Source organism: Streptomyces sp. NPDC046215, assembly GCF_040646215.1.
Classification (GTDB): Bacteria; Actinomycetota; Actinomycetes; order Streptomycetales; family Streptomycetaceae; genus Streptomyces; species Streptomyces stramineus.
In genome coordinates, this window is record NZ_JBEYZW010000013.1 from 26701 (window position 1) to 44486 (window position 17786).

At 73.7% G+C, this 17786-nt stretch carries 18 protein-coding genes; 11 read left to right on the top strand and 7 right to left on the bottom strand.

From position 1 onward, the window contains the following. Positions 1-3 precede the first annotated feature (3 nt). The 3 genes from otsB to ABZ951_RS08260 all read right to left on the bottom strand — a co-directional run bounded on the left by otsB (position 4) and on the right by ABZ951_RS08260 (position 2578). Complete coding sequence (otsB, locus tag ABZ951_RS08250) at positions 4-861, bottom strand: trehalose-phosphatase (RefSeq protein WP_344096441.1); 858 nt, start codon at positions 859-861, stop codon at positions 4-6. A 194-nt stretch (positions 862-1055) separates the two neighbouring features. Beyond that, the gene (locus tag ABZ951_RS08255) at positions 1056-1310 is read right to left on the bottom strand and encodes a DUF3263 domain-containing protein (protein ID WP_344096444.1); all 255 of its coding nucleotides are present in this window, start codon (positions 1308-1310) and stop codon (positions 1056-1058) included. After that, a complete protein-coding gene (locus tag ABZ951_RS08260) occupies positions 1307-2578 on the bottom strand; it encodes an extracellular solute-binding protein (protein ID WP_344096446.1) in 1272 nt (423 codons plus the stop codon). The genes ABZ951_RS08255 and ABZ951_RS08260 overlap by 4 nt, the downstream gene beginning before the upstream one ends. Positions 2579-2752: 174 nt before the next feature. On the opposite strand from ABZ951_RS08260, the gene ABZ951_RS08265 reads away from it, so the two are divergent. The 5 genes from ABZ951_RS08265 to ABZ951_RS08285 all read left to right on the top strand — a co-directional run bounded on the left by ABZ951_RS08265 (position 2753) and on the right by ABZ951_RS08285 (position 8569). Further along, entirely contained in the window at positions 2753-3682 is a 930-nt protein-coding gene (locus ABZ951_RS08265; protein WP_344096448.1) for a sugar isomerase, read from the top strand. Between the two features lie 744 nt (positions 3683-4426). Beyond that, positions 4427-5413: an ROK family protein gene (locus ABZ951_RS08270; RefSeq protein WP_361279460.1), complete on the top strand. Its 987-nt coding sequence runs from the start codon at positions 4427-4429 to the stop codon at positions 5411-5413. Beyond that, positions 5413-6570, top strand: coding sequence for an N-acetylglucosamine-6-phosphate deacetylase (gene nagA / locus ABZ951_RS08275; RefSeq protein WP_344086764.1), 1158 nt, complete (start codon positions 5413-5415; stop codon positions 6568-6570). Before ABZ951_RS08270 ends, nagA begins: the two co-directional genes overlap by 1 nt. A gap of 164 nt (positions 6571-6734) precedes the next feature. Continuing rightward, positions 6735-7664 carry a 1-phosphofructokinase family hexose kinase gene (locus ABZ951_RS08280; RefSeq protein WP_344086762.1) on the top strand — a complete coding sequence of 310 codons (930 nt, stop codon included), beginning with the start codon at positions 6735-6737 and terminating at the stop codon, positions 7662-7664. 62 nt (positions 7665-7726) lie between these two features. Beyond that, entirely contained in the window at positions 7727-8569 is an 843-nt protein-coding gene (locus tag ABZ951_RS08285) for a class II fructose-bisphosphate aldolase (protein ID WP_344086759.1), read from the top strand. Between the two features lie 16 nt (positions 8570-8585). On the opposite strand, the gene ABZ951_RS08290 is transcribed toward ABZ951_RS08285, so the two are convergent. Together ABZ951_RS08290 and cdgB are read right to left on the bottom strand one after the other, a co-directional pair. After that, the gene (locus ABZ951_RS08290) at positions 8586-9509 is read right to left on the bottom strand and encodes a carbohydrate-binding protein (protein WP_344086756.1); all 924 of its coding nucleotides are present in this window, start codon (positions 9507-9509) and stop codon (positions 8586-8588) included. Positions 9510-9706: 197 nt separating this feature from the next. Continuing rightward, a complete protein-coding gene (gene cdgB, locus ABZ951_RS08295; RefSeq protein ID WP_344086753.1) occupies positions 9707-11455 on the bottom strand; it encodes a diguanylate cyclase CdgB in 1749 nt (582 codons plus the stop codon). Positions 11456-11842: 387 nt separating this feature from the next. Here cdgB and ABZ951_RS08300 point away from each other — a divergent pair, with 387 nt between their 5' ends. Continuing rightward, the gene (locus ABZ951_RS08300) at positions 11843-12394 is read left to right on the top strand and encodes a flavin reductase family protein (protein WP_344086750.1); all 552 of its coding nucleotides are present in this window, start codon (positions 11843-11845) and stop codon (positions 12392-12394) included. A gap of 66 nt (positions 12395-12460) precedes the next feature. On the opposite strand, the gene arfB is transcribed toward ABZ951_RS08300, so the two are convergent. Continuing rightward, positions 12461-12895, bottom strand: coding sequence for an alternative ribosome rescue aminoacyl-tRNA hydrolase ArfB (arfB, locus tag ABZ951_RS08305; protein ID WP_344086747.1), 435 nt, complete (start codon positions 12893-12895; stop codon positions 12461-12463). Between the two features lie 172 nt (positions 12896-13067). Here arfB and ABZ951_RS08310 point away from each other — a divergent pair, with 172 nt between their 5' ends. The 3 genes from ABZ951_RS08310 (at position 13068) to ABZ951_RS08320 (ending at position 14443) form a co-directional block, all read left to right on the top strand. Beyond that, complete coding sequence (locus ABZ951_RS08310) at positions 13068-13643, top strand: TerD family protein (protein WP_344086744.1); 576 nt, start codon at positions 13068-13070, stop codon at positions 13641-13643. A gap of 329 nt (positions 13644-13972) precedes the next feature. Then, complete coding sequence (locus tag ABZ951_RS08315; RefSeq protein ID WP_344086741.1) at positions 13973-14107, top strand: hypothetical protein; 135 nt, start codon at positions 13973-13975, stop codon at positions 14105-14107. Positions 14108-14242: 135 nt separating this feature from the next. Next, a complete protein-coding gene (locus ABZ951_RS08320) occupies positions 14243-14443 on the top strand; it encodes an antitoxin (protein WP_344086738.1) in 201 nt (66 codons plus the stop codon). A gap of 539 nt (positions 14444-14982) precedes the next feature. Here the strand turns inward: ABZ951_RS08320 and ABZ951_RS08325 are convergent. After that, positions 14983-15531 (bottom strand): heme-binding protein, encoded by a 549-nt coding sequence (locus ABZ951_RS08325; RefSeq protein WP_344086735.1) that lies wholly within the window; start codon positions 15529-15531, stop codon positions 14983-14985. Positions 15532-15849: 318 nt separating this feature from the next. On the opposite strand from ABZ951_RS08325, the gene ABZ951_RS08330 reads away from it, so the two are divergent. Then, positions 15850-17004 carry a sensor histidine kinase gene (locus ABZ951_RS08330; protein WP_344086788.1) on the top strand — a complete coding sequence of 385 codons (1155 nt, stop codon included), beginning with the start codon at positions 15850-15852 and terminating at the stop codon, positions 17002-17004. A gap of 8 nt (positions 17005-17012) precedes the next feature. Then, positions 17013-17699, top strand: a complete 687-nt coding sequence (locus ABZ951_RS08335) for a response regulator transcription factor (RefSeq protein ID WP_344086785.1) — start codon at positions 17013-17015, stop codon at positions 17697-17699. Positions 17700-17786: the final 87 nt, after the last annotated feature.

A 17786-nucleotide genomic window follows, 5' to 3' on the forward strand; every position in this document is an offset into this window, starting at 1 on the left:
CCGTCAGGCCAATCGGTCCGCGAGGGCGGTGAGCAACCCCACGACCCCGCCGGGGCCGTCCACCACGAGATCGGCCCGTTCGGCGAGTTCGGTGACCTCGGAGCTGCCGCTGCACACCAGGAGGCCCGGCAGCCCCTCCGAGCGGAGCTTTTCGACGGCGGCGAAGGCGGCGAGGTCGCCGAGGTCGTCACCCGCGTAGAGGACCGCTTCGGCGCCGGTCTCGCGGACGTAGGAGGCGAGGGCGACGCCCTTGTCGACGCCGGGCGGGCGCAGCTCCAGGACGAACCTGCCCGGTTCGACGATGAGGCCGTGCCGGTGGGCGAGGGCCTCCAGAGGGCCGCGCAGCGCGTCGAGGGCGGCCTGCGGGTCGGGGGCGCGGCGGGTGTGGACGGCGATGGCCCGGCCGCCCTTGTTCTCGATGTGGAGGGTCTCGACCCAGGTGCCCTGCCAGGCGCCGGTCCTGTCCAGCTCGCCGGGGAGTTCCGCCTGGACGGCGGCGACGCCGGGGTGGGGCTCGGGGGCCGTCACGGTCCCGGTGACGGCGTCCCAGCGCTCGGCGCCGTAGTGGCCGAGGACGACGAGGCGGTCCAGGCCCGGGACGCCGGCGAAGCCGCCGTAGCGCACGGCGACCCCTGCCGGGCGGCCGGTGATCACGGCGGCGGAGGCGAGGCGCGGGGCGAGGCGGGCGAGGGCGGGCACGGCGCCGGGGTGGGCGCGGGCCTGCTCGGGGTCGGGCACGATCTCGGCGAGCGTGCCGTCGAAGTCGAGCGCGACGACGGAACGTTCCGGCTGCCGGAGCAGCGCGGCGAGGCCGTCGCGGCCGGCGGCGGTGGCGGGTTCGGGAAGGGGATAGCTGCCCATGGAAGCGACCCTACTGGCCGAGGGGGGGCGGACGGGCCTGTTCGAGCCGCCCGCACCGTTCTCCGGGGCCTTGGGCGGGCTGGTATCGGCTGAGCTCAGCCACATCAGCCCGTCTGGGGGCACCCCCAGCGGTAGCTGGGGGAGATTGAGGACACCGCCGCGCAGCGGTGGTGCACCCACGACCCGCCGGAAGGCTAACGCCGCTCCCGGCGGGCGTCGCGGATCCGGCGGAGGCGGTTGACCGTGACGGGGTCGTGCGCGAGGGCGCGGGGGTCGTCGAGGAGGGCGTTGAGGAGCTGGTAGTAGCGGGTCGGGGTGATGCCGAGGCGCTCGCGGACGGCCCGCTCCTTGGCGCCCGGCCCGGGCCAGCTCTGCCGTTCGAGGTCGAGCACGGCCCGGTCGCGGTCGGAGAGACCGGCCCCGGGTCCGGGTTCCTCGTACGTGCTCACGATCCCCAGCCGTCGGCGTCGCGCTGGATCTCGCTGAGGACGCTCGCCGGGTCGCCGCCGCTCTTGACGGTCGAGCCGATCTTCTCCTTGAGCGCCTTGCTGACCTTCGCCCAGGACGTCTTGTCGGCCGGGTAGAACTCGGCGTTGTCCATCTGGTCCAGGAACTGCCGCAGCTTCTCACGCCCGGCGTCCTTGCGCATGGCCTCGGAGGCGGACGTGGTCACCGGCAGCAGGTCGTACTGGCCGGTGAAGGTCAGCACGTTCTTGGTGCTGTAGACGAAGTCGAGGAACTTGCCGATCTGCTCGCGGTGGCCGTTCTGCTTGAAGGCCATCATCCAGTCGGCGACGCCCATCGCGGACTTCGCCGTGCCCTTGATGCCCGGAAGCGGCGCCATCATGTACTTGATGCCCTTGGCGTCGGCCTGGCGCATCAGCGTGGGGTGGCCGTTGAGCATGCCGACGTCGCCCTTGCAGAACGCGTCGAAGACTTCCTGACGGTTGGTGCGGGAGGGGTCGCCGGAGCCGGTGAGGCCCTTGCCGACGAAGTCGTCGCGCAGCCAGTTGAACGTCTTGACGTTCTCTGCGGAGTCGATGGAGTAGCTGCCGGTGGAGTCGGTGTAGCCACTGCCGCCGCTGAGCATCCACAGCATGGTCTCGGCGGGCGCCTCCTCGGGGCCGAGCGGCAGACCGAAGGGCATCGGGACGCCGATGCCCTTCAGCTTGGCCGCGGCGGCCTGGAGGTCGTCCCAGCTCTCCGGCGCCTTGGCTATGCCGGCCTTGGCGAAGAGGGTCTTGTTGCAGAAGAGCAGGCGGCTGCTGGAGACGAACGGCATGCCGTACTGCACCCGGTGCACCTCGCCCGCGTGGGCGATCGAGGCGATCATGTCGGCCTGGGTGGCGATGGAGAGCAGCTGGTCGGCGCTGTAGAGCTTGCCGGCGGCGGCGAAGTCGGCGTAGGCGCCGATCTGCGCCATGTCGGGGGCCTTGCCCTCCTCGACCATGTCGGCGACCTTCTTGTCGACCTCCGTCCAGCTGTAGACGCTGACGTCGATCTTGATGCCGCTGTTCTGTTCCTCGAACTCGCGGGCCAGGGCGTCCCAGTACTTCTGGGAGCTGTTGGCCGGGGAGTCGCCGTAGTCGGCGGCGACCAGCTTCAGGGTCGTGGTGCCCGAGCCGGCCCCGTCACTTCCGCATGCCGTCAGTGCCGGCGCCAATGCCGCCGTGGCGGCACCCGCCGCCGTCAGACCCAAGAACCGCCGCCGCTGCACTACTGCTTCCCACCTTCGTGGTTCGTGTTCACCGCTGGAGACCGAGAGTCTCTCCCGCGCGCCACCTTACGGTCCAACCGGCTCCGCTTCCGCTCCGGTATGCCCTTCCCTCCCGCGGCCCGGGGCTGCTATCCACGGTGCGACGCGTTCCGCCCCCGCAAGGAGCACCAGCGAATGTCTGATTCCTCCCGAACGTCCAGGACCGCCGCCGAGATCGCCACCCAGCCCGGCTGCTGGCGCCGCGCCGCTGCCGCCGCCGCGCCGGCCTCGGGGCTGCTGCCCCGCCCCGGGGAACGGGTCGCCGTGATCGGCTGCGGCACGTCGTGGTTCATGGCGCAGGCGTACGCGGCCCTGCGCGAGGCCGCGGGCCAGGGGGAGACGGACGCCTTCGCGGCGTCCGAGTTCCCGCGGTCCCGCCCGTACGACCGGGTCGTGGCGATCACCCGCTCCGGCACCACCAGCGAGGTCCTCGGCCTGCTGGCCGCGCTGGGCGACCGGACGCCGACGCTCGCGCTGACCGCGGACCCCGGGACGCCCGTGATGGACGCGGCGGCCGGGACGGTGGTGCTGGACTGGGCGGACGAGACGTCCGTGGTCCAGACCCGCTTCGCCACGACGGCCCTGGCCTTCCTGCGGGCGGGCCTGGAGGCGCACGGCCCGCTGCCGCCCGGCGTGCGCACGGTCGCGGAGGCGGCCGCCGACGCGGAGACGGCCGTGACGCGCCCGCTGCCGCCGTCCGCGCCGGACGCCGGCCAGTGGACGTTCCTGGGCACGGGCTGGACGTACGGCCTGGCCCAGGAGGCGGCCCTGAAGATGCGGGAGGCGGCGGGGGCCTGGACGGAGGCGTACCCGGCGATGGAGTACCGCCACGGCCCGATCTCGGTCACGGGCCCCGGCCGGCTGGTGTGGGTCCTCGGCGAGGTCCCCGAGGGCCTGGCCGCGGACGTGGCCCGCACAGGCGGCACGCTGGTGGCGGACGGCCGGCTGGACCCGATGGCGGACCTGATCGGGGCCCAGCGCCTGGCGGTCCGGGTAGCGGAATCCCGAGCCCTGAACCCGGACCGCCCGAGGAACCTGACGCGCAGCGTGATCCTGACGCCGTGACCTCGGCTTCCGGCTCCCCGGATCCGGGTACCGGCTTCCCCGGCCCGGTTCCGGTTTCCCGGCCCGGTTCCGGCTCCCCCGCCCGGAGGCGGCTTCCCCGGCCCGGTTCCGGCTCCCCCGCCCGGAGGCGGCTCCCCCGGCCCGGAGGCGGCGCGGCTGCGGGGTGCGGGGTGACCCGCTAGGCCGGGGGCCGGGGGCAGAGGCCGGGGCGTGGCGCCGGGGGCCGGGGGCCTGGAGGCAGGTGGCCTGGGGACGGGCCGGAGATCAGCGGCCGACGGCCGACGGCCGACGGCCGGAGCCGCCCCCGCGAGCCCAAGCCTTCCGACGCCGGGCGCCTCCCTCCGCCGCAACGGCGATCAGCCACAAGCCCCCAGCCCGGCGGTGCCCAACCGCCGGGCAACCGAACCCCCGGCCACCGGGACGGGGACGCATCCGGACCACCACGCCCCGTCCCGGGCGGCAAAAGCCCACCCCCTACCCCTCCTCCGCCGCCACGGCGAACACCCACAAGCCCCCGGCCCGGCGGTGCCCAACCGCCGGACAACCAGGCCCCGGCCACCGGGGCCGGGGCTCGCCGTTCCCCGGAGAGCAGCCTCCCAGGCCCCGACGGCGATCAGCCACGCCGGCAGGCCCCGGCGGTGCCGAACCGCGCGTCACCCCAACGACACCCCACCCCCACCCCCGCCGGAGGCGACCCGGCGAGTGGACTAGACCTTTCGTGCCCGATCGCGCGAGACTGGCCCCGTGAAACACGTCATCGCGCTCGATGTAGGCGGAACCGGCATCAAGGCCGCCCTGGTCGGTCCCGACCACGAGCTTCTGTACGAGGCCAGGCGGCCCACCGGGCGGGACCGGGGCACGGACGCCGTCGTCGCCGGGATCCTCGACTTCACGGCCGAGCTGCGAGCCGTCGGGCTGCGCCAGTACGGGCAGGCCGCCGCCGCGGCCGGCGTCGCCGTGCCCGGCATCGTCGACGAGACGAACGGCACCGCCGTCTACTCCGCCAACCTCGGCTGGCGCGACCTGCCCCTGCGGGACCTGCTGAGCGCCAGGCTGGACGGGATGCCCGTGGCCCTCGGCCACGACGTCCGCACCGGCGGTCTCGCGGAGGGCCGCATCGGCGCCGGCAAGGGCGCGGACCGGTTCCTGTTCCTCGCCCTCGGCACCGGCATCGCCGGGGCCATCGGCATCGACGGCCGCATCGAGGCGGGCGCGCACGGCTACGCGGGCGAGCTCGGCCACATCGTCGTCCGCCCCGGCGGCCCGCTCTGCGGCTGCGGCGGGCACGGCTGCCTGGAGAGCGTCGCCTCGGCCTCGGCCGTCTCCCGCGCCTGGGCCCGGGCGAGCGGCGACGGCGCCGCCGACGCCGCGGCCTGCGCCCGCGCGGTGACGGCCGGCGACCCGGCCGCGCGCGCCGTCTGGCAGGAGGCCGTCGGCGCCCTCGCGGACGGGCTCGTCATCGGCCTCACCCTGCTGGACCCCCACACCCTGATCATCGGTGGCGGGCTCGCCGAAGCGGGGGAAACGTTGTTCACGCCGCTGCGCGCCGCCGTCGCGGAGCGCGTCACCTTCCAGAAGGTCCCGCACATCGTCCCCGCGACCCTCGGGGACACCGCGGGCTGCCTGGGCGCGGGCCTGCGCGCCTGGGACCTCCTGGTGCCCCCGGCCGGCACGCCCGGCCTCCCCCGCCCCACCGACCGGCTCACCCGACCCACGGAGGTATCCGCCTGATGGCCGAACGAACGATTCTCGCCGGTGCCCGCGTGGCGCTGCCGACCGGTGTGGTCGAGAACGGGCGGGTGACGGTCGACGGCCGGCGGATCGCCGCGAACCGGCCCGGCGAGGAGCCGGGCGCGCTCGACCTGTCCGGTCACTGGATCGTCCCCGGCTTCGTGGACATGCACGTCCACGGCGGCGGCGGCGCGTCCTTCTCCGCCGGCACGGTCGAGGAGGCGCTGACGACCATCGGGGCGCACCGCGTCCACGGCACGACGACGATGGTGGCCTCCACCGTCACCGGTGACCTGGACGACCTGGCCCGGCAGGCGGCGGTCGCCGCCGAGCTGACGGAGCAGGGCGAGCTGGCGGGCATCCACTTCGAGGGCCCGTTCATCTCCCCGCACCGCTGCGGCGCGCACCAGCCGGGGCTGCTGCGCGACCCCGACCCGGCGGACGTGCGCAAACTGATCGACTCGGCGCGCGGCGCGGCCCGCATGATGACGCTCGCCCCCGAGCTGCCCGGCGGCCTGGACTCGGTGCGGCTGCTGGCCGACGCGGGCGTCGTCGCGGCGGTGGGCCACACCGACTCGACGTACGAGGCGACGCTGGAGGCCGTCGAGGCGGGCGCGACCGTGGCCACGCACCTCTTCAACGCGATGCCTGCTCTACAGCACCGCTCGCCGGGCCCGATCGCGGCGCTGCTGGAGGACGAGCGCGTCACCGTCGAGCTGATCAACGACGGGACGCACCTGCACCCGGCGGTCCTGAAGCTGGCCTTCGCCCGGGCGGGCGCGGACCGGGTCGCGTTCATCACGGACGCGATGAGCGCTGCCGGCATGAGCGACGGCATGTACACGCTGGGCCCGATGCGCGTCGAGGTCAAGGACAGCGTGGCGCGCATCGCCGACGGCCCCACAGCGGGTTCGATCGCCGGGTCGACGCTCACGCTCGACACCGCGTTCAAGCGCGCGGTGACGATCGACGGGCTCCCGGTCGGGGACGCGGTGCGGGCTCTGTCGGCCAACCCGGCCCGGCTGCTGGGCGTCGACGACAAGGTCGGCTCCCTGGAGGAGGGCAAGGACGCGGACCTCGTCGTCCTCAATGCCTCGTACGACCTGGTGGGCGTGATGCGCAAGGGCGAATGGGTGGTTAAGCCCGAAGTGGCCTAGGTTCCCCGCCGCATGACGGCACGTGAACAGCGGCGGCGCCGCCCGGGGTCTGGGCGCGCCGCCGCTGTTTTGGCATGATCGCTGGCGCAGTCGTCACACACCAAGCCGTCACACAGCCGTCACGCGGCTGTCGTGGCGGCCCCGGTCATGGGAGAGAGCCGCCGATGATCCTCACGGTCACGCTCAACACCGCACTCGATCTGACCTATCGCGTCCCGCGCCTGCGGCCGCACACCTCGCACCGGGTCACCGGCGTCGCGGAACGGCCGGGCGGCAAGGGCCTCAACGTGGCGCGCGTGCTGGCTGCGCTGGGCGTGCCGACGGTGGTGACGGGCTTCGTCGGCGGCCCGACCGGGGAGACCCTGCGCGGGCTGCTCGCGGAGAGCGCCGAGGCCACAGGGCACCTCACCGACGCCCTCGTGCCCATCTCCGGCCCCACCCGTCGCACGGTCGGCGTCGTCGACGGCTCGACGGGCGACACCACCCAGCTCAACGAGACCGGCCCGGACGTCACCGCGCAGGAGTGGGCCGCCTTCACCGACGCCTACACGAGCCTTCTGCCGCGGGTGCGGGCCGTCGCCCTGTGCGGCAGCCTGCCGCCGGGGGTGCCGGTCGGCGCGTACGCCCGGCTCGTGCGGCAGGCCAGGGCGGCCGGGGTGCCCGTGCTCCTGGACACCCACGGCGAGCCGCTGCGCCGCGGGATCGCCGCCCGCCCCGACCTCGTCAAGCCGAACGCCGCCGAGCTGGCCGCTCTCACCGGCTCCACGGAGCCGCTGCGCGCCGCCCTGGACGCCCGCCGCCGCGGTGCCCACGCGGTCGCCGCGTCCCTGGGGGCGGAGGGCATGCTCGCCGTCACCCCGGACGGCATATGGCGGGCCGCACCGCCCCAGCGGCTCTCCGGCAACCCCACGGGCGCGGGGGACTCGGCGGTGGCGGGCCTGCTGTCGGGCTGGCTGGACGGGCTCTCCTGGCCGGACCGCGTGGCCCGCGCGGTGGCGCTGGCGGCGGCGACGGTGCGGGCGCCCACGGCCGGCGAGTTCGACCGGGCGACGTACGACAGCCTGCTGCCGCAGGTGAAGGTCACTCAGGTGTAGGCCGCGCGGGGCAGGGGGAGACGGCACGAGCCACGGACCGACCGACAGGATCGAGGACCGGCATGCCACTGACCAGCACGGGCGAACTCGTCACCGGGGCGCGGGCCGCCGCGCGGGCGGTCTTCGCCTTCAACGTCATCACCGTCGAGCACGCGGAGGCGATCGCCGCGGGCGCGGAGCGGGCGGGCTCCCCGGCGATCCTGCAGATCTCCGAGAACGCCGTGAAGTTCCACGGCGGGAACGTGGCGCCCCTCGCCGCCGCGACGGCGGCCGTGGCCCGCGCGTCGACCGCCCGGCTCTCCCTCCACCTGGACCACATCGAAAGCACCGACCTCTTACACACCGCGTACGCGCACGAGTTCAGCTCGGTGATGTTCGACGCGTCGAAGCTGTCCTACGGAGACAACGTCAAGGCGACCGCCGCTGCCGCCCGTTGGGGCCACGAACGCGACATCTGGGTCGAAGCGGAGCTGGGCCGGGTGGGCGGCAAGTCAGGTGACGCGCACTCACCCGGAGTGCGGACGGATCCGGCGGAGGCGGCGGCCTACGTCGCCGCCACCGGCGTGGACGCCCTCGCCGTGGCGGTCGGCAGCTCGCACGCGATGACCGAGCGCACGGCCGCCCTGGACCACGCCCTGATCACAGCGCTGCGGGACGCCGTCGGCGTCCCGCTGGTGCTGCACGGCTCGTCGGGCGTCCCGGAGCCGGAACTCCGCCGGGCGATCACGGCGGGCATGGCAAAAATCAACGTGGGCACGGCCCTGAACAGCGCCTACACGGGAGCGGTCCGGGCCTTCCTGGAGGCGGCCCGTCCGACGGCCGTCGACCCGCGCAGATATCTGACCTCTGCGCGGGAGGCGATGGCGGAGACGGTGGCGGGGTTCCTGGGGATCGCCGGGGGCTGAGCGGCGGGGCTGAGCGTCAGCCCTTCCTGATCGAGAGCTGGTCGAGGACCACGTCGCACTTGTTCCCCGACTCGCAGGAGAGCTTGATCTTGTTCTTGCCCTGCTTCAGCTCGACGAGGGACCAGGTGTTCTTCCAGCCGTATCCCTTGGCCCAGTCGCTCTCGGAAGTACCGCCGAAGTTGTCCATGCGGATCGGGCGGCCCGGGTCGCTGTTGGCGGTCACCGTGAGCTGGCCGTCCTTGCCGGGCACGCCGTAGGAGACGTCAAGCCGGTACTGGCCGGCCGACTTGACCTCGACCTCCCACTCGACGCCGGCGCCGGCGGCGTTCAGCCCGGTTATGTACAGGCCACCGTCGGCCTTGGCCTTGGGAACGTCGTGCGCGGTGGTCGCGCCGCCCAGGAGCCGCAGGCTCGCCGCGTCCCGCTTCTGGAGGCCGGCGGCCGAGGGGTTGCCCGACTCCTTCTTGTCGGGCTCCTTCTCCTTGCCCTTGTCCTTCTCGTCCGCCTCGGGCTTGTCGTCGCCGGCCGCGCCCGCGCTCGTCTTCGCGTCGTCCTTCTCGCCGCCGCTGTTGGCGACCATGGCCGCGCCGATGCCGCCCGCGACGACCACGACGACCGCGATCGCCGCGATCAGCAGTCCGCGCCGGTTCGGCCGCGCGCCGCCGCCGTGCCCGCCCTGCGGCGGGGCCGGCTGGCGCGGGGCGCCGCCCGGGAGGGTCTCCGGCGCCGCGTAGTGCGGGGCCGGCTGCTGGCGCGGGGGCTGCTGCCCGTACTGCCGGGACCCGACCGGGCGGACCTGGTGGTGCGAGGTGCGGGGGACGCCGGGCTGGGGTGCGGCCTGGCCGCTGTCGGTGTTCCTGTCGCCGCCCTCCGAGCGGTACAGGTGCGCGAACGGGTCGTCGTTCTCCGGCGTGCCCGTGCCGTTATTACCGGCAGTCATCCCCTGTCACTCCCAACCTGGTGTGCCCATCGACGCCCACGTGCGTACGCGTCCTGGACCGCATGACCGAGCCGGGGCGGCCCGGAGTGGTGTACGCGGTCCGGATGGCCAAAAATTCACGATGTTTCACGCTAGACGGCGGTGCCGCATCGGCGCAGCCTACCCCGACAGGGCACGGCTACGCCCTGGTACGGACCTCAGCCCGCCCGCCGCCCCGCCTTGGCGCGTGACCGCTTTTCGACGTACATCCGCTGGTCGGCGGAGCGAAGCACCTCGTCGGCGGACATTCCGCACCCCGCCCACCCGATGCCGAAGCTCGCCCCGACGCGCACGGCCCGCCCGTCGACTCTTATCGGCGGGACGATCGCGCTGCGCAGCCGGACCGCGAGGTCCTCCGCGTCCGCCTGCCCGAGCCCGTCGGCGAGGACGACGAATTCGTCACCGCCGAGCCGGGCGACGGTGTCCCCGTCCCGGACGCCGTCGGTCAGCCGGCGGGCGACCTCGATCAGGACGGCGTCGCCCGTGTGGTGCCCGAACCGGTCGTTGATCGACTTGAAGCCGTCGAGGTCGCAGAAGAGGACGGCCAGCCCCTTGGTGGCGTCGTCGTCGCTGTCCTCGTCGGGCGCGACGGCGTGGACGTGGCCGGGGTAGGGGGTGGTGCTGCCGCCGTGCTCCGCGCCGAACTCGCCGGTCGCGCAGTCCGGCGCGTAGTCCGGTGCGTAGTCGGGGCCGAAGTCCGGCCCGAGGTCGGAGCCGAAGCCGTGCCCGTACTGGCCGAAGGCCGTGCTCTCGACCTCGGCGAAGCCGTCGAGGCAGCCGTAGGGCGCGTCGGCGGCCACCAGGTGCTGGTCGCTGCCGGGCGGGGTGCCGCACAGCCGGCTGCTGAGCCGGGCCCGGAGCTCGGCGCTGTTGGGCAGGCCGGTCAGGGAGTCGTGGCTGGCGCGGTGCGCGAGCTGGAGCTCGTGGCGCTTGCGCTCCTCGATGTCCTCGACGTGGGTGAGGAGGTAGCGCGGCCCGTCGGCGGCGTCGGCGACCACGGAGTTGCGCAGCGACACCCAGACGTAGGTGCCGTCGCGGCGGGCGAGGCGCAGCTCGGCGCGGCCGCCTTCGGCGGAGGTGCGCAGCAGGGTGCCGATGTCCTCGGGGTGCACGAGGTCGGAGAAGGAGTAGCGGCGCATCTGGGAAGCGGAGCGGCCCAGCAGCCGGCACAGGGCGTCATTGGTGCGGTGCAGGCGGCCGTGCTGATCGCCGCCCATTTCGGCGATGGCCATACCGCTGGGCGCGTATTCGAAGGCTTGCCGGAAGCTTTCCTCACTGGCCCGCAGCGCCTGCTGCTCGCGTTCCAAGCGGACCAGCGCCCTTTGCATATTTGCGCGTAGCCGAGCGTTACTGATCGCAATTGCCGCTTGGAAGGCGTACATCTGCAACGCCTCCCGCCCCCAGGCCCCGGGGCGGCGGCCGTTGCGCGGTTTGTCGACGGAGATGACACCGAGGAGCTCGCCGCCGGCGTTGCCCGCGGTGTACATCGGGGCGAAGAGGCGGTCCATGGGGTGCCACTCGTCCGGGAAGCGCGGGGCGGGCCCGGTGGTGTGCCACTGCGGGACGTCGTCGTTGTCGAGGACCCAGCCCTCGGTGTACGGGATGAAGCGCAGCGCCCCCCACTGGTCGGCCATGGCCAGGCGGCGCTCCCAGGAGACCCGCGAGCCGACCCGCCCGGCCATCATGGCCTCGGCGCCGGCGCTGCCCGCGACGGCCGCGACGACGAGATCACCGTCGGGCCGCACGAGGTTCACCGCCGAGAGCTCGTAGCCGAGGCCGGCGACGACGCCGTCCGCGACGGTCTGCAAGGTGTCCGCGAGACTGCGCGCCGTGTTCAGATCGGCGACCACCTGATGCAGTCCCCGCAAGGTGGCCAGGCGAACATACGGTTCCGACTCGGTCTCCATCTTCGCTCTCCCCCGAGACCTCGACAGCAACTCCAGGCTTCTATGTCGTCCGTTTATCACGGCCACTGAATCACAGCGAGCTGACCACTCGGTACACAGGGTCAACAATTAGCGCCCTCTGTGACTCATGTCACAATGTGTGATGAACTCTCACTACTGGCGTTCGAGCGCGCTCTTATGCTTCGTGAACGCAAATCCGAAACACGTCCGACCCCCCTCCGAACCCGAACCGGAACCGGGCTCCAAGGTCGGGACGATGCCAATGGGACGTCATTGCGACGTCTTCCGGAAGCCCTTGGACGTCATGGGGGCACCCTTTTGACCTAGGACCCGTCTGGTCCTCCGGCCCGATGCACCCGGGCGGGCCCGGCGGCTAGCGTGCACAGCGTGTTGCAGACGACTTCGCCCCATGAGACCGCCATACCCCATGCTGAGGGGGTGAGCGCCGATGAATTCCGTGCCGCCCTGGCCCGTCTCGCCGCGGGTGTGGTGCTGGTGACCGCGCACGACCCGGACCACGGTCCGCAGGGCGAGGACGTGGGGATGACGGCGACCGCCTTCCTGTCCGTCTCCCTCGATCCGCCCCTGGTGATGGTGAGCGTGCGCAACGACTCCCGCATGGACGACCTTCTGGAGCGGCAGCCGCTGTGGGCGGTGTCGGTGCTCTCCGAGAGCCAGCGGCACATCGCCGGGCGCTTCGCGATGAAGGGCCGGATCAGCGACCGCCTGCTGTTCGAGGACATCCCCTACGAGCGGGGGGAGCGTTCGGGCACGGCGCTGGTGCGCGGCGCGCTGGCCGTGCTGGAGTGCGAGACCGAGCAGCGGGTCACGGCCGGGGACCACACGCTGGTGATCGGGCGGGTGCTGACGGCGGCGGCGCCGAGCACGGAGAGCGGGCCGCTGGCGTACTTCAAGGGCCGCTACCGGACCCTGGCCTGACGGCGCCCGGCTCTCCTTGCGCACCCCCGGGGCCCCGGGAAGGCCCCGGGAGTCTTCCCGGGCCGGCTACCAGTCCCGGCCGGACCGGCCGCGCTTGGTGTCGCCGCGCTGCTTCTTCTGCCGCAGCCGGCGCTCGTTGATGCCGCGGGGGATCTTGGTGGCCCGCCGGGGCCTCGGCGGCGGCGCGGTGGCCTCGGCGAGCAGCGCGGCCAGCCGCACGGCCGCCGTCTCGCGGTTGCGCCACTGCGACCGGTGCTCGGACGCGCGGACGCTCACGACCCCGCCGATCAGCCGGCCCGCCAGCTTCTCCAGGGCGCGCTCCTTCCACACCTCGGGCAGGGCGTCGGTGGCGGCGAGGTCGAAACGGAGCTCGACCTGGCTGTCACTGGTGTTGACGTGCTGGCCGCCGGGGCCGGAGGAGCGCGAGAAACGCCACAGGAGCTCGGACTCCGGCAGGGAGACCGAGCCGCGGATGACGTAGGGACCAGGCATACCGCCCATGATCCCGCGCCGGGGCGCGGCCCGTCACCTCGTTTTGCACCCGGACGGCGGGCACCCGCATCAGGGATTGGCAAAGAAAGTAAAGGGGCATGGAACCTTGTCGTCCCCTGGGGGCGTTAACAAGGATGACGGTGGCCTTGTGCCGCAATACGACAAGAAAGGGACAATTCCCATGGCTGTAAGCCTGTCCAAGGGCGGCAACGTCTCCCTCACCAAGGAGGCCCCGGGCCTGACGGCCGTCACGGTCGGCCTCGGCTGGGACGTCCGCACCACCACCGGCACGGACTTCGACCTCGACGCGAGCGCGATCGCCGTGAACCCCACGGGCAAGGTCTACTCCGACGCCCACTTCGTCTTCTTCAACAACAAGTCGACGCCGGACCAGTCCATCGTCCACACCGGTGACAACGTCACCGGCGAGGGCGAGGGCGACGACGAGCAGATCAACGTCAACCTGGCGGCCCTGCCCGCCGACGTCGAGAAGATCGTCTTCCCGGTCTCCATCTACGACGCCGTGACCCGCAGCCAGAACTTCGGCCAGGTCCGCAACGCGTACATCCGCATCCTCAACCAGGCCGGCGGCAGCGAGATCGCCCGCTACGACCTCAGCGAGGACGCCGCCACCGAGACCGCCATGGTCTTCGGTGAGCTGTACCGCAACGGCGCCGAGTGGAAGTTCCGCGCGGTCGGCCAGGGCTACGCCTCGGGCCTGGTCGGCATCGCCCAGGACTTCGGCGTCAACGTCTGACACCGGCACGCCGGGTAGCAAGAAGAGGGCCGTTCCCCCGGGGGCGGCCCTCTTCCCCGTCCCCCTGCGGGCGTAACCGCCCGCTCAGCAGCGGAGTTGGGCATCATCGGGGTGGGTACGCAGTACCCGAGGAGGGCCCCGTGGAGACAGGACAGACACACCATGGACGACGGCGACTCGCTCGAACGCATCCTTGCCGCGGCGATCAACGACCGGGACGACGAGCACGAGGGCTGCCCCGGTTGCGGGCGGCCGCTGAAGGTGGTCGTGGTGGCGGAGAGCCCGGGCGACGCGACCTCACCGGTCATCGTCCGAGGGGTCTGCCCCATATGTCCCAGAGGGCTGAGCGCCGCGCCCCTCTGATCCCCCTGGCGCTGGCCTGCCCGGACTGCCAGAACATGATGCAGCAGATGGGCAACGGCGTGTACAAGTGCTGGAACTGCGGCTACATCAGCACCGGCTGACCGCCCCCGGCGCCGACGGGTTCCGTGCGCCGCCCCCTGGCCCCCGCACGCCGTCCGCGGGGACCCCGCCGAGGATGCGGGCCGGGCCGAATGCGGAGATGCTGAGTGCGTCAGCGTTCCGTGAGGAGGACGGCCATGTCCATGCTCGACAAGCTCAAGGGCCTCATCAAGGGTCACCCCGACCAGGCCCGGCAAGGCGTCGAAAAGGCCGGAGACGCGTTCGACGCGAAGACGCAGAACAAGTACCAGAGCCAGGTCGACACGGCCCAGCAGAAGCTGGGCGACCAGATCGGCAATCAGCCGCCCACCGGGGGCGAGCGCCCGCCGCAGCCCTGACGGGCGGCGCGGCCGGCGACCGGAGCCGGTCCCACCAGGTGGAGCCCGGTCCGGCCGTGGTGTTGTTGCCGCGACCGGGCGGTTCGCCGGGGCAGGGAGCCTCCGGGGTGCCGCCGCTCAGTACGGCACCGCCCAGGACGCCCCACCCGCGCTCTCGCACAAGCCCCGCAAGGCGCGCCTCGCCCGGGAACGCACCGGACCGGCACCCCGCGCCGCCATCACCTCGCGGGCGGCGGCCACCAGCTGCCGCCCGTGTCCCCTGCCCGCCGCGCCTCATCCATAACCACCGCGCTCAGCCCGGCGGCCCGGTAGCGACGCCCGCCATGGGCGATCCCCTCGGACAGGAGGTCAGCGCCGCGGCTGCCTCGCCCTCCGGCGGCACCAGCAGCACGGCCACGGGGCCGCAGCGCGGGGTCGTGCGGCCCGCCGCCCGGCCGCGCCCGCTCCCGCGCGGGGCCCGGGCACCGGCGCGCGGCTCCGCCGGTGCCTCGTCCTCCGCGAACGTTCTGAATCTGCGCGCGGCGGGTTAACGCGGCGGATCAGCCGATCGCCGCGGCGCCCGCCTGGGCGAACTTCTCATCCAGGTCGCCGCTCGGGGCGCCCGCGACACCGATGCCCGCGACCGGCGCGCCCTGGTTCCGCACCGGGGCGCCGCCCGCGAGGAACAGGGTGCCGGGGATGTCCTTGAGGTTGGGGGCGGTCTGGAGGCGCTTGACGAGCTCCGAGGTGGGCGCGTTCCAGGAGACCGCGGTGAAGCCCTTCCGCACGGCGGACTCGTACGACTGCGGCCCGGCGCCGTCGCCCCGCAGCGTCACCAGGGTGTTGCCGTTACGGTCGACGACGGCGACGGAGACCTTCTGGCCCTCCTTCTCCGCGGCGGCGAGCGCGCCCTGGGCGGCCTTGGTCGCGGCGGCGAGCGCGAGGTGGGACGACTGCGTCAGGTCCTTGCCGGCGACGGCGCGCACCGGAGCCTGCCGCTCGGCGGAGGGGGACGCCGTGGCGGACACCGCCCCGAAGGTGCCGCCGCCGACCGCGGCGACGGCCACGGCGGCGGTGATCAGACGGGCACGGGACGAAAACTTCTTCATGACGGTCTCCTTCGGGGGATTTCCTGGCTCGCCCCATCCTCGGCACCCCACCGCCCCCGGCCATCGCCGTCCCGGCCCCGATCCGCAAGCCACCCGCCCGACCAGGGGGTCAACCGATCGGCTGATGCGGGGGCGCTCCGCGCGGGTTAGAACGGTCTTGATCACCCCCTCTCAGGGGCGGAGGCTCGCACTCCGCCCCCGCCGAAGGCGGAAACGGCGCCGCGCCCGGCGAGACACAGCCACCCCTCCGGACGGAGCCCCGTGCAGAACCCCCGGCCCAAGACGCCCGACCCGGACGCCCCCTGGCTGGAAGCCGTCATGCACACCGCGTTCTTCCTGCTGCTCGGCGCGTCGCTCGCCCGCTTCCTCATCCGCCACCCCGGCGAGCCCCGCACCCCGTGGATCATCGCCCTCAGCGCGGCGCTGGCCCTGCTGTACGTCCTCGCCCCCGCGCTCGGCGGGCTGTGGCCCAGGGCAGCGGCCCGGCCGCTGCCCTGGCTGGGAGCGGTGGTGGCGACGTGGGTGGTGCTGGTCGTGCTCGCGCCGAGCTTCGCGTGGTGCGCGGTGCCGCTGTTCTACACGGGGCTGCGCACCCTGGGCACGCGCGCGGCCCTCGTGCTGGTCGTCCTGCTCACCACCCTCGTCGTCGTGGCGCAGCTCCGGCTCGCGGAGGGCTTCGACCCGAATCTGGTGCTCGCCCCGCCGGCGGTCGCCGCGATCGCCACGGCCGTCTTCGTCCACACCCAGCGGCAGACGGCCCGGCAGCGGGCCCTGATCGACGATCTGCTCCGCACCCGGCGCGAACTGGCCGCCACCGAGCGGCGCGAGGGCACCCTGGCCGAGCGGCAGCGCCTGTCGATGGAGATCCACGACACCCTCGCCCAGGGGCTGTCGAGCCAGCGGATGCTGCTCCAGGCCGCGGACCGCACCTGGGACGCCGACCCCGGGGCGGCGCGCCGGCACGTCCGTACGGCGGCGGACATCGCGGCCCGGGGGCTGGCCGAGACCCGGCGGTTCGTCCACGACCTGGCGCCGCCGCAGTTCGACGGCGGGGTGCGGCTGGAGGACGCGCTGCGCACGCTCGCCGGGCAGGAGTCCGCAGGCGCGCCGGCCGTGCGGTTCCACGTGGAGGGCGCGGCGGTGCCGCTGCCCGGCCGGGTCGAGTCGGCGCTGCTGCGGATCGCCCAGGGCGCCCTGGCGAACGTCCGCGAGCACGCGGGGGCCACCACGGCGGCGCTCACGCTGAGCTACCTCGGCGACCAGGTGGTCCTGGACATCGCCGACGACGGGCGCGGTTTCGACCCGGCGGACCCCGGGGACCCCGGCGGCACCGGTGACACCACCGCGGACCGCGGCCACGGGCTGCCCGCGATCCGCGCCCGCGTCCGTCAGCTCGGTGGCACCCTGACCATCGAATCGGCGCCCGGCGAGGGCACCGTGCTCTCCGCCTCCGTCCCCCTGGAGACCCCGTGAACCGGCTCATGGACCGGCCGCCTCCGCCCGTGCGGATCCTGCTGTGCGACGACCACGCCGTCGTCCGCGCCGGGCTGCGCGCCCTGCTCGGCAGCGCGCCGGGCATCGAGGTCGTCGGGGAGGCGGGCGACGGCGAGGAGGCGGTGGCCCTGGCGGCACGGCTGCGGCCCGACGTGGTGCTGATGGACTTGCAGCTCGGTCCCGGCACGGACGGCATCGAGGCGACGCGCCGCATCGTCGCGGACGCCGCCGCCCGGGCCGGGGCGCGGGCGCCGGGCGCCGACGGGGAATCCGGCGGCCCCTACGTCCTGGTGCTCACCACCTACGACACGGACGCTGACATCACCCGGGCCATCGAGGCGGGGGCGACGGGGTACCTGCTGAAGGCGGAGCGGCCGGAGGAGCTGTTCTCGGCCATCCGGGCGGCGGCGGAGGGGCGGACGGCGCTGTCCCCGCCGGTCGCGGGCCGGGTGATGGCGCGGATGCGCGGCGGGGGCCGCCCCGCCCTCACCGACCGCGAGCGCGACATCCTCGGGCAGCTCGCCCGGGGGCTCGGGAACCGGGAGATCGCCCGCGCGTTGTTCATCAGTGAGGCGACCGTGAAGACCCACCTTGGCCGGATCTACGACAAGTTGGGGGTCGACACCCGCGCGGGCGCGGTGGCCGTCGCGAAGGAACAGCGGCTGCTCCGCTAAACGGAATCCTCAACTCCGGCCCTGGCCAAGCCCGGACGACTGCATGACCATTCTTGAGATTGCATGCAATCGCAGAGATTGGCTACC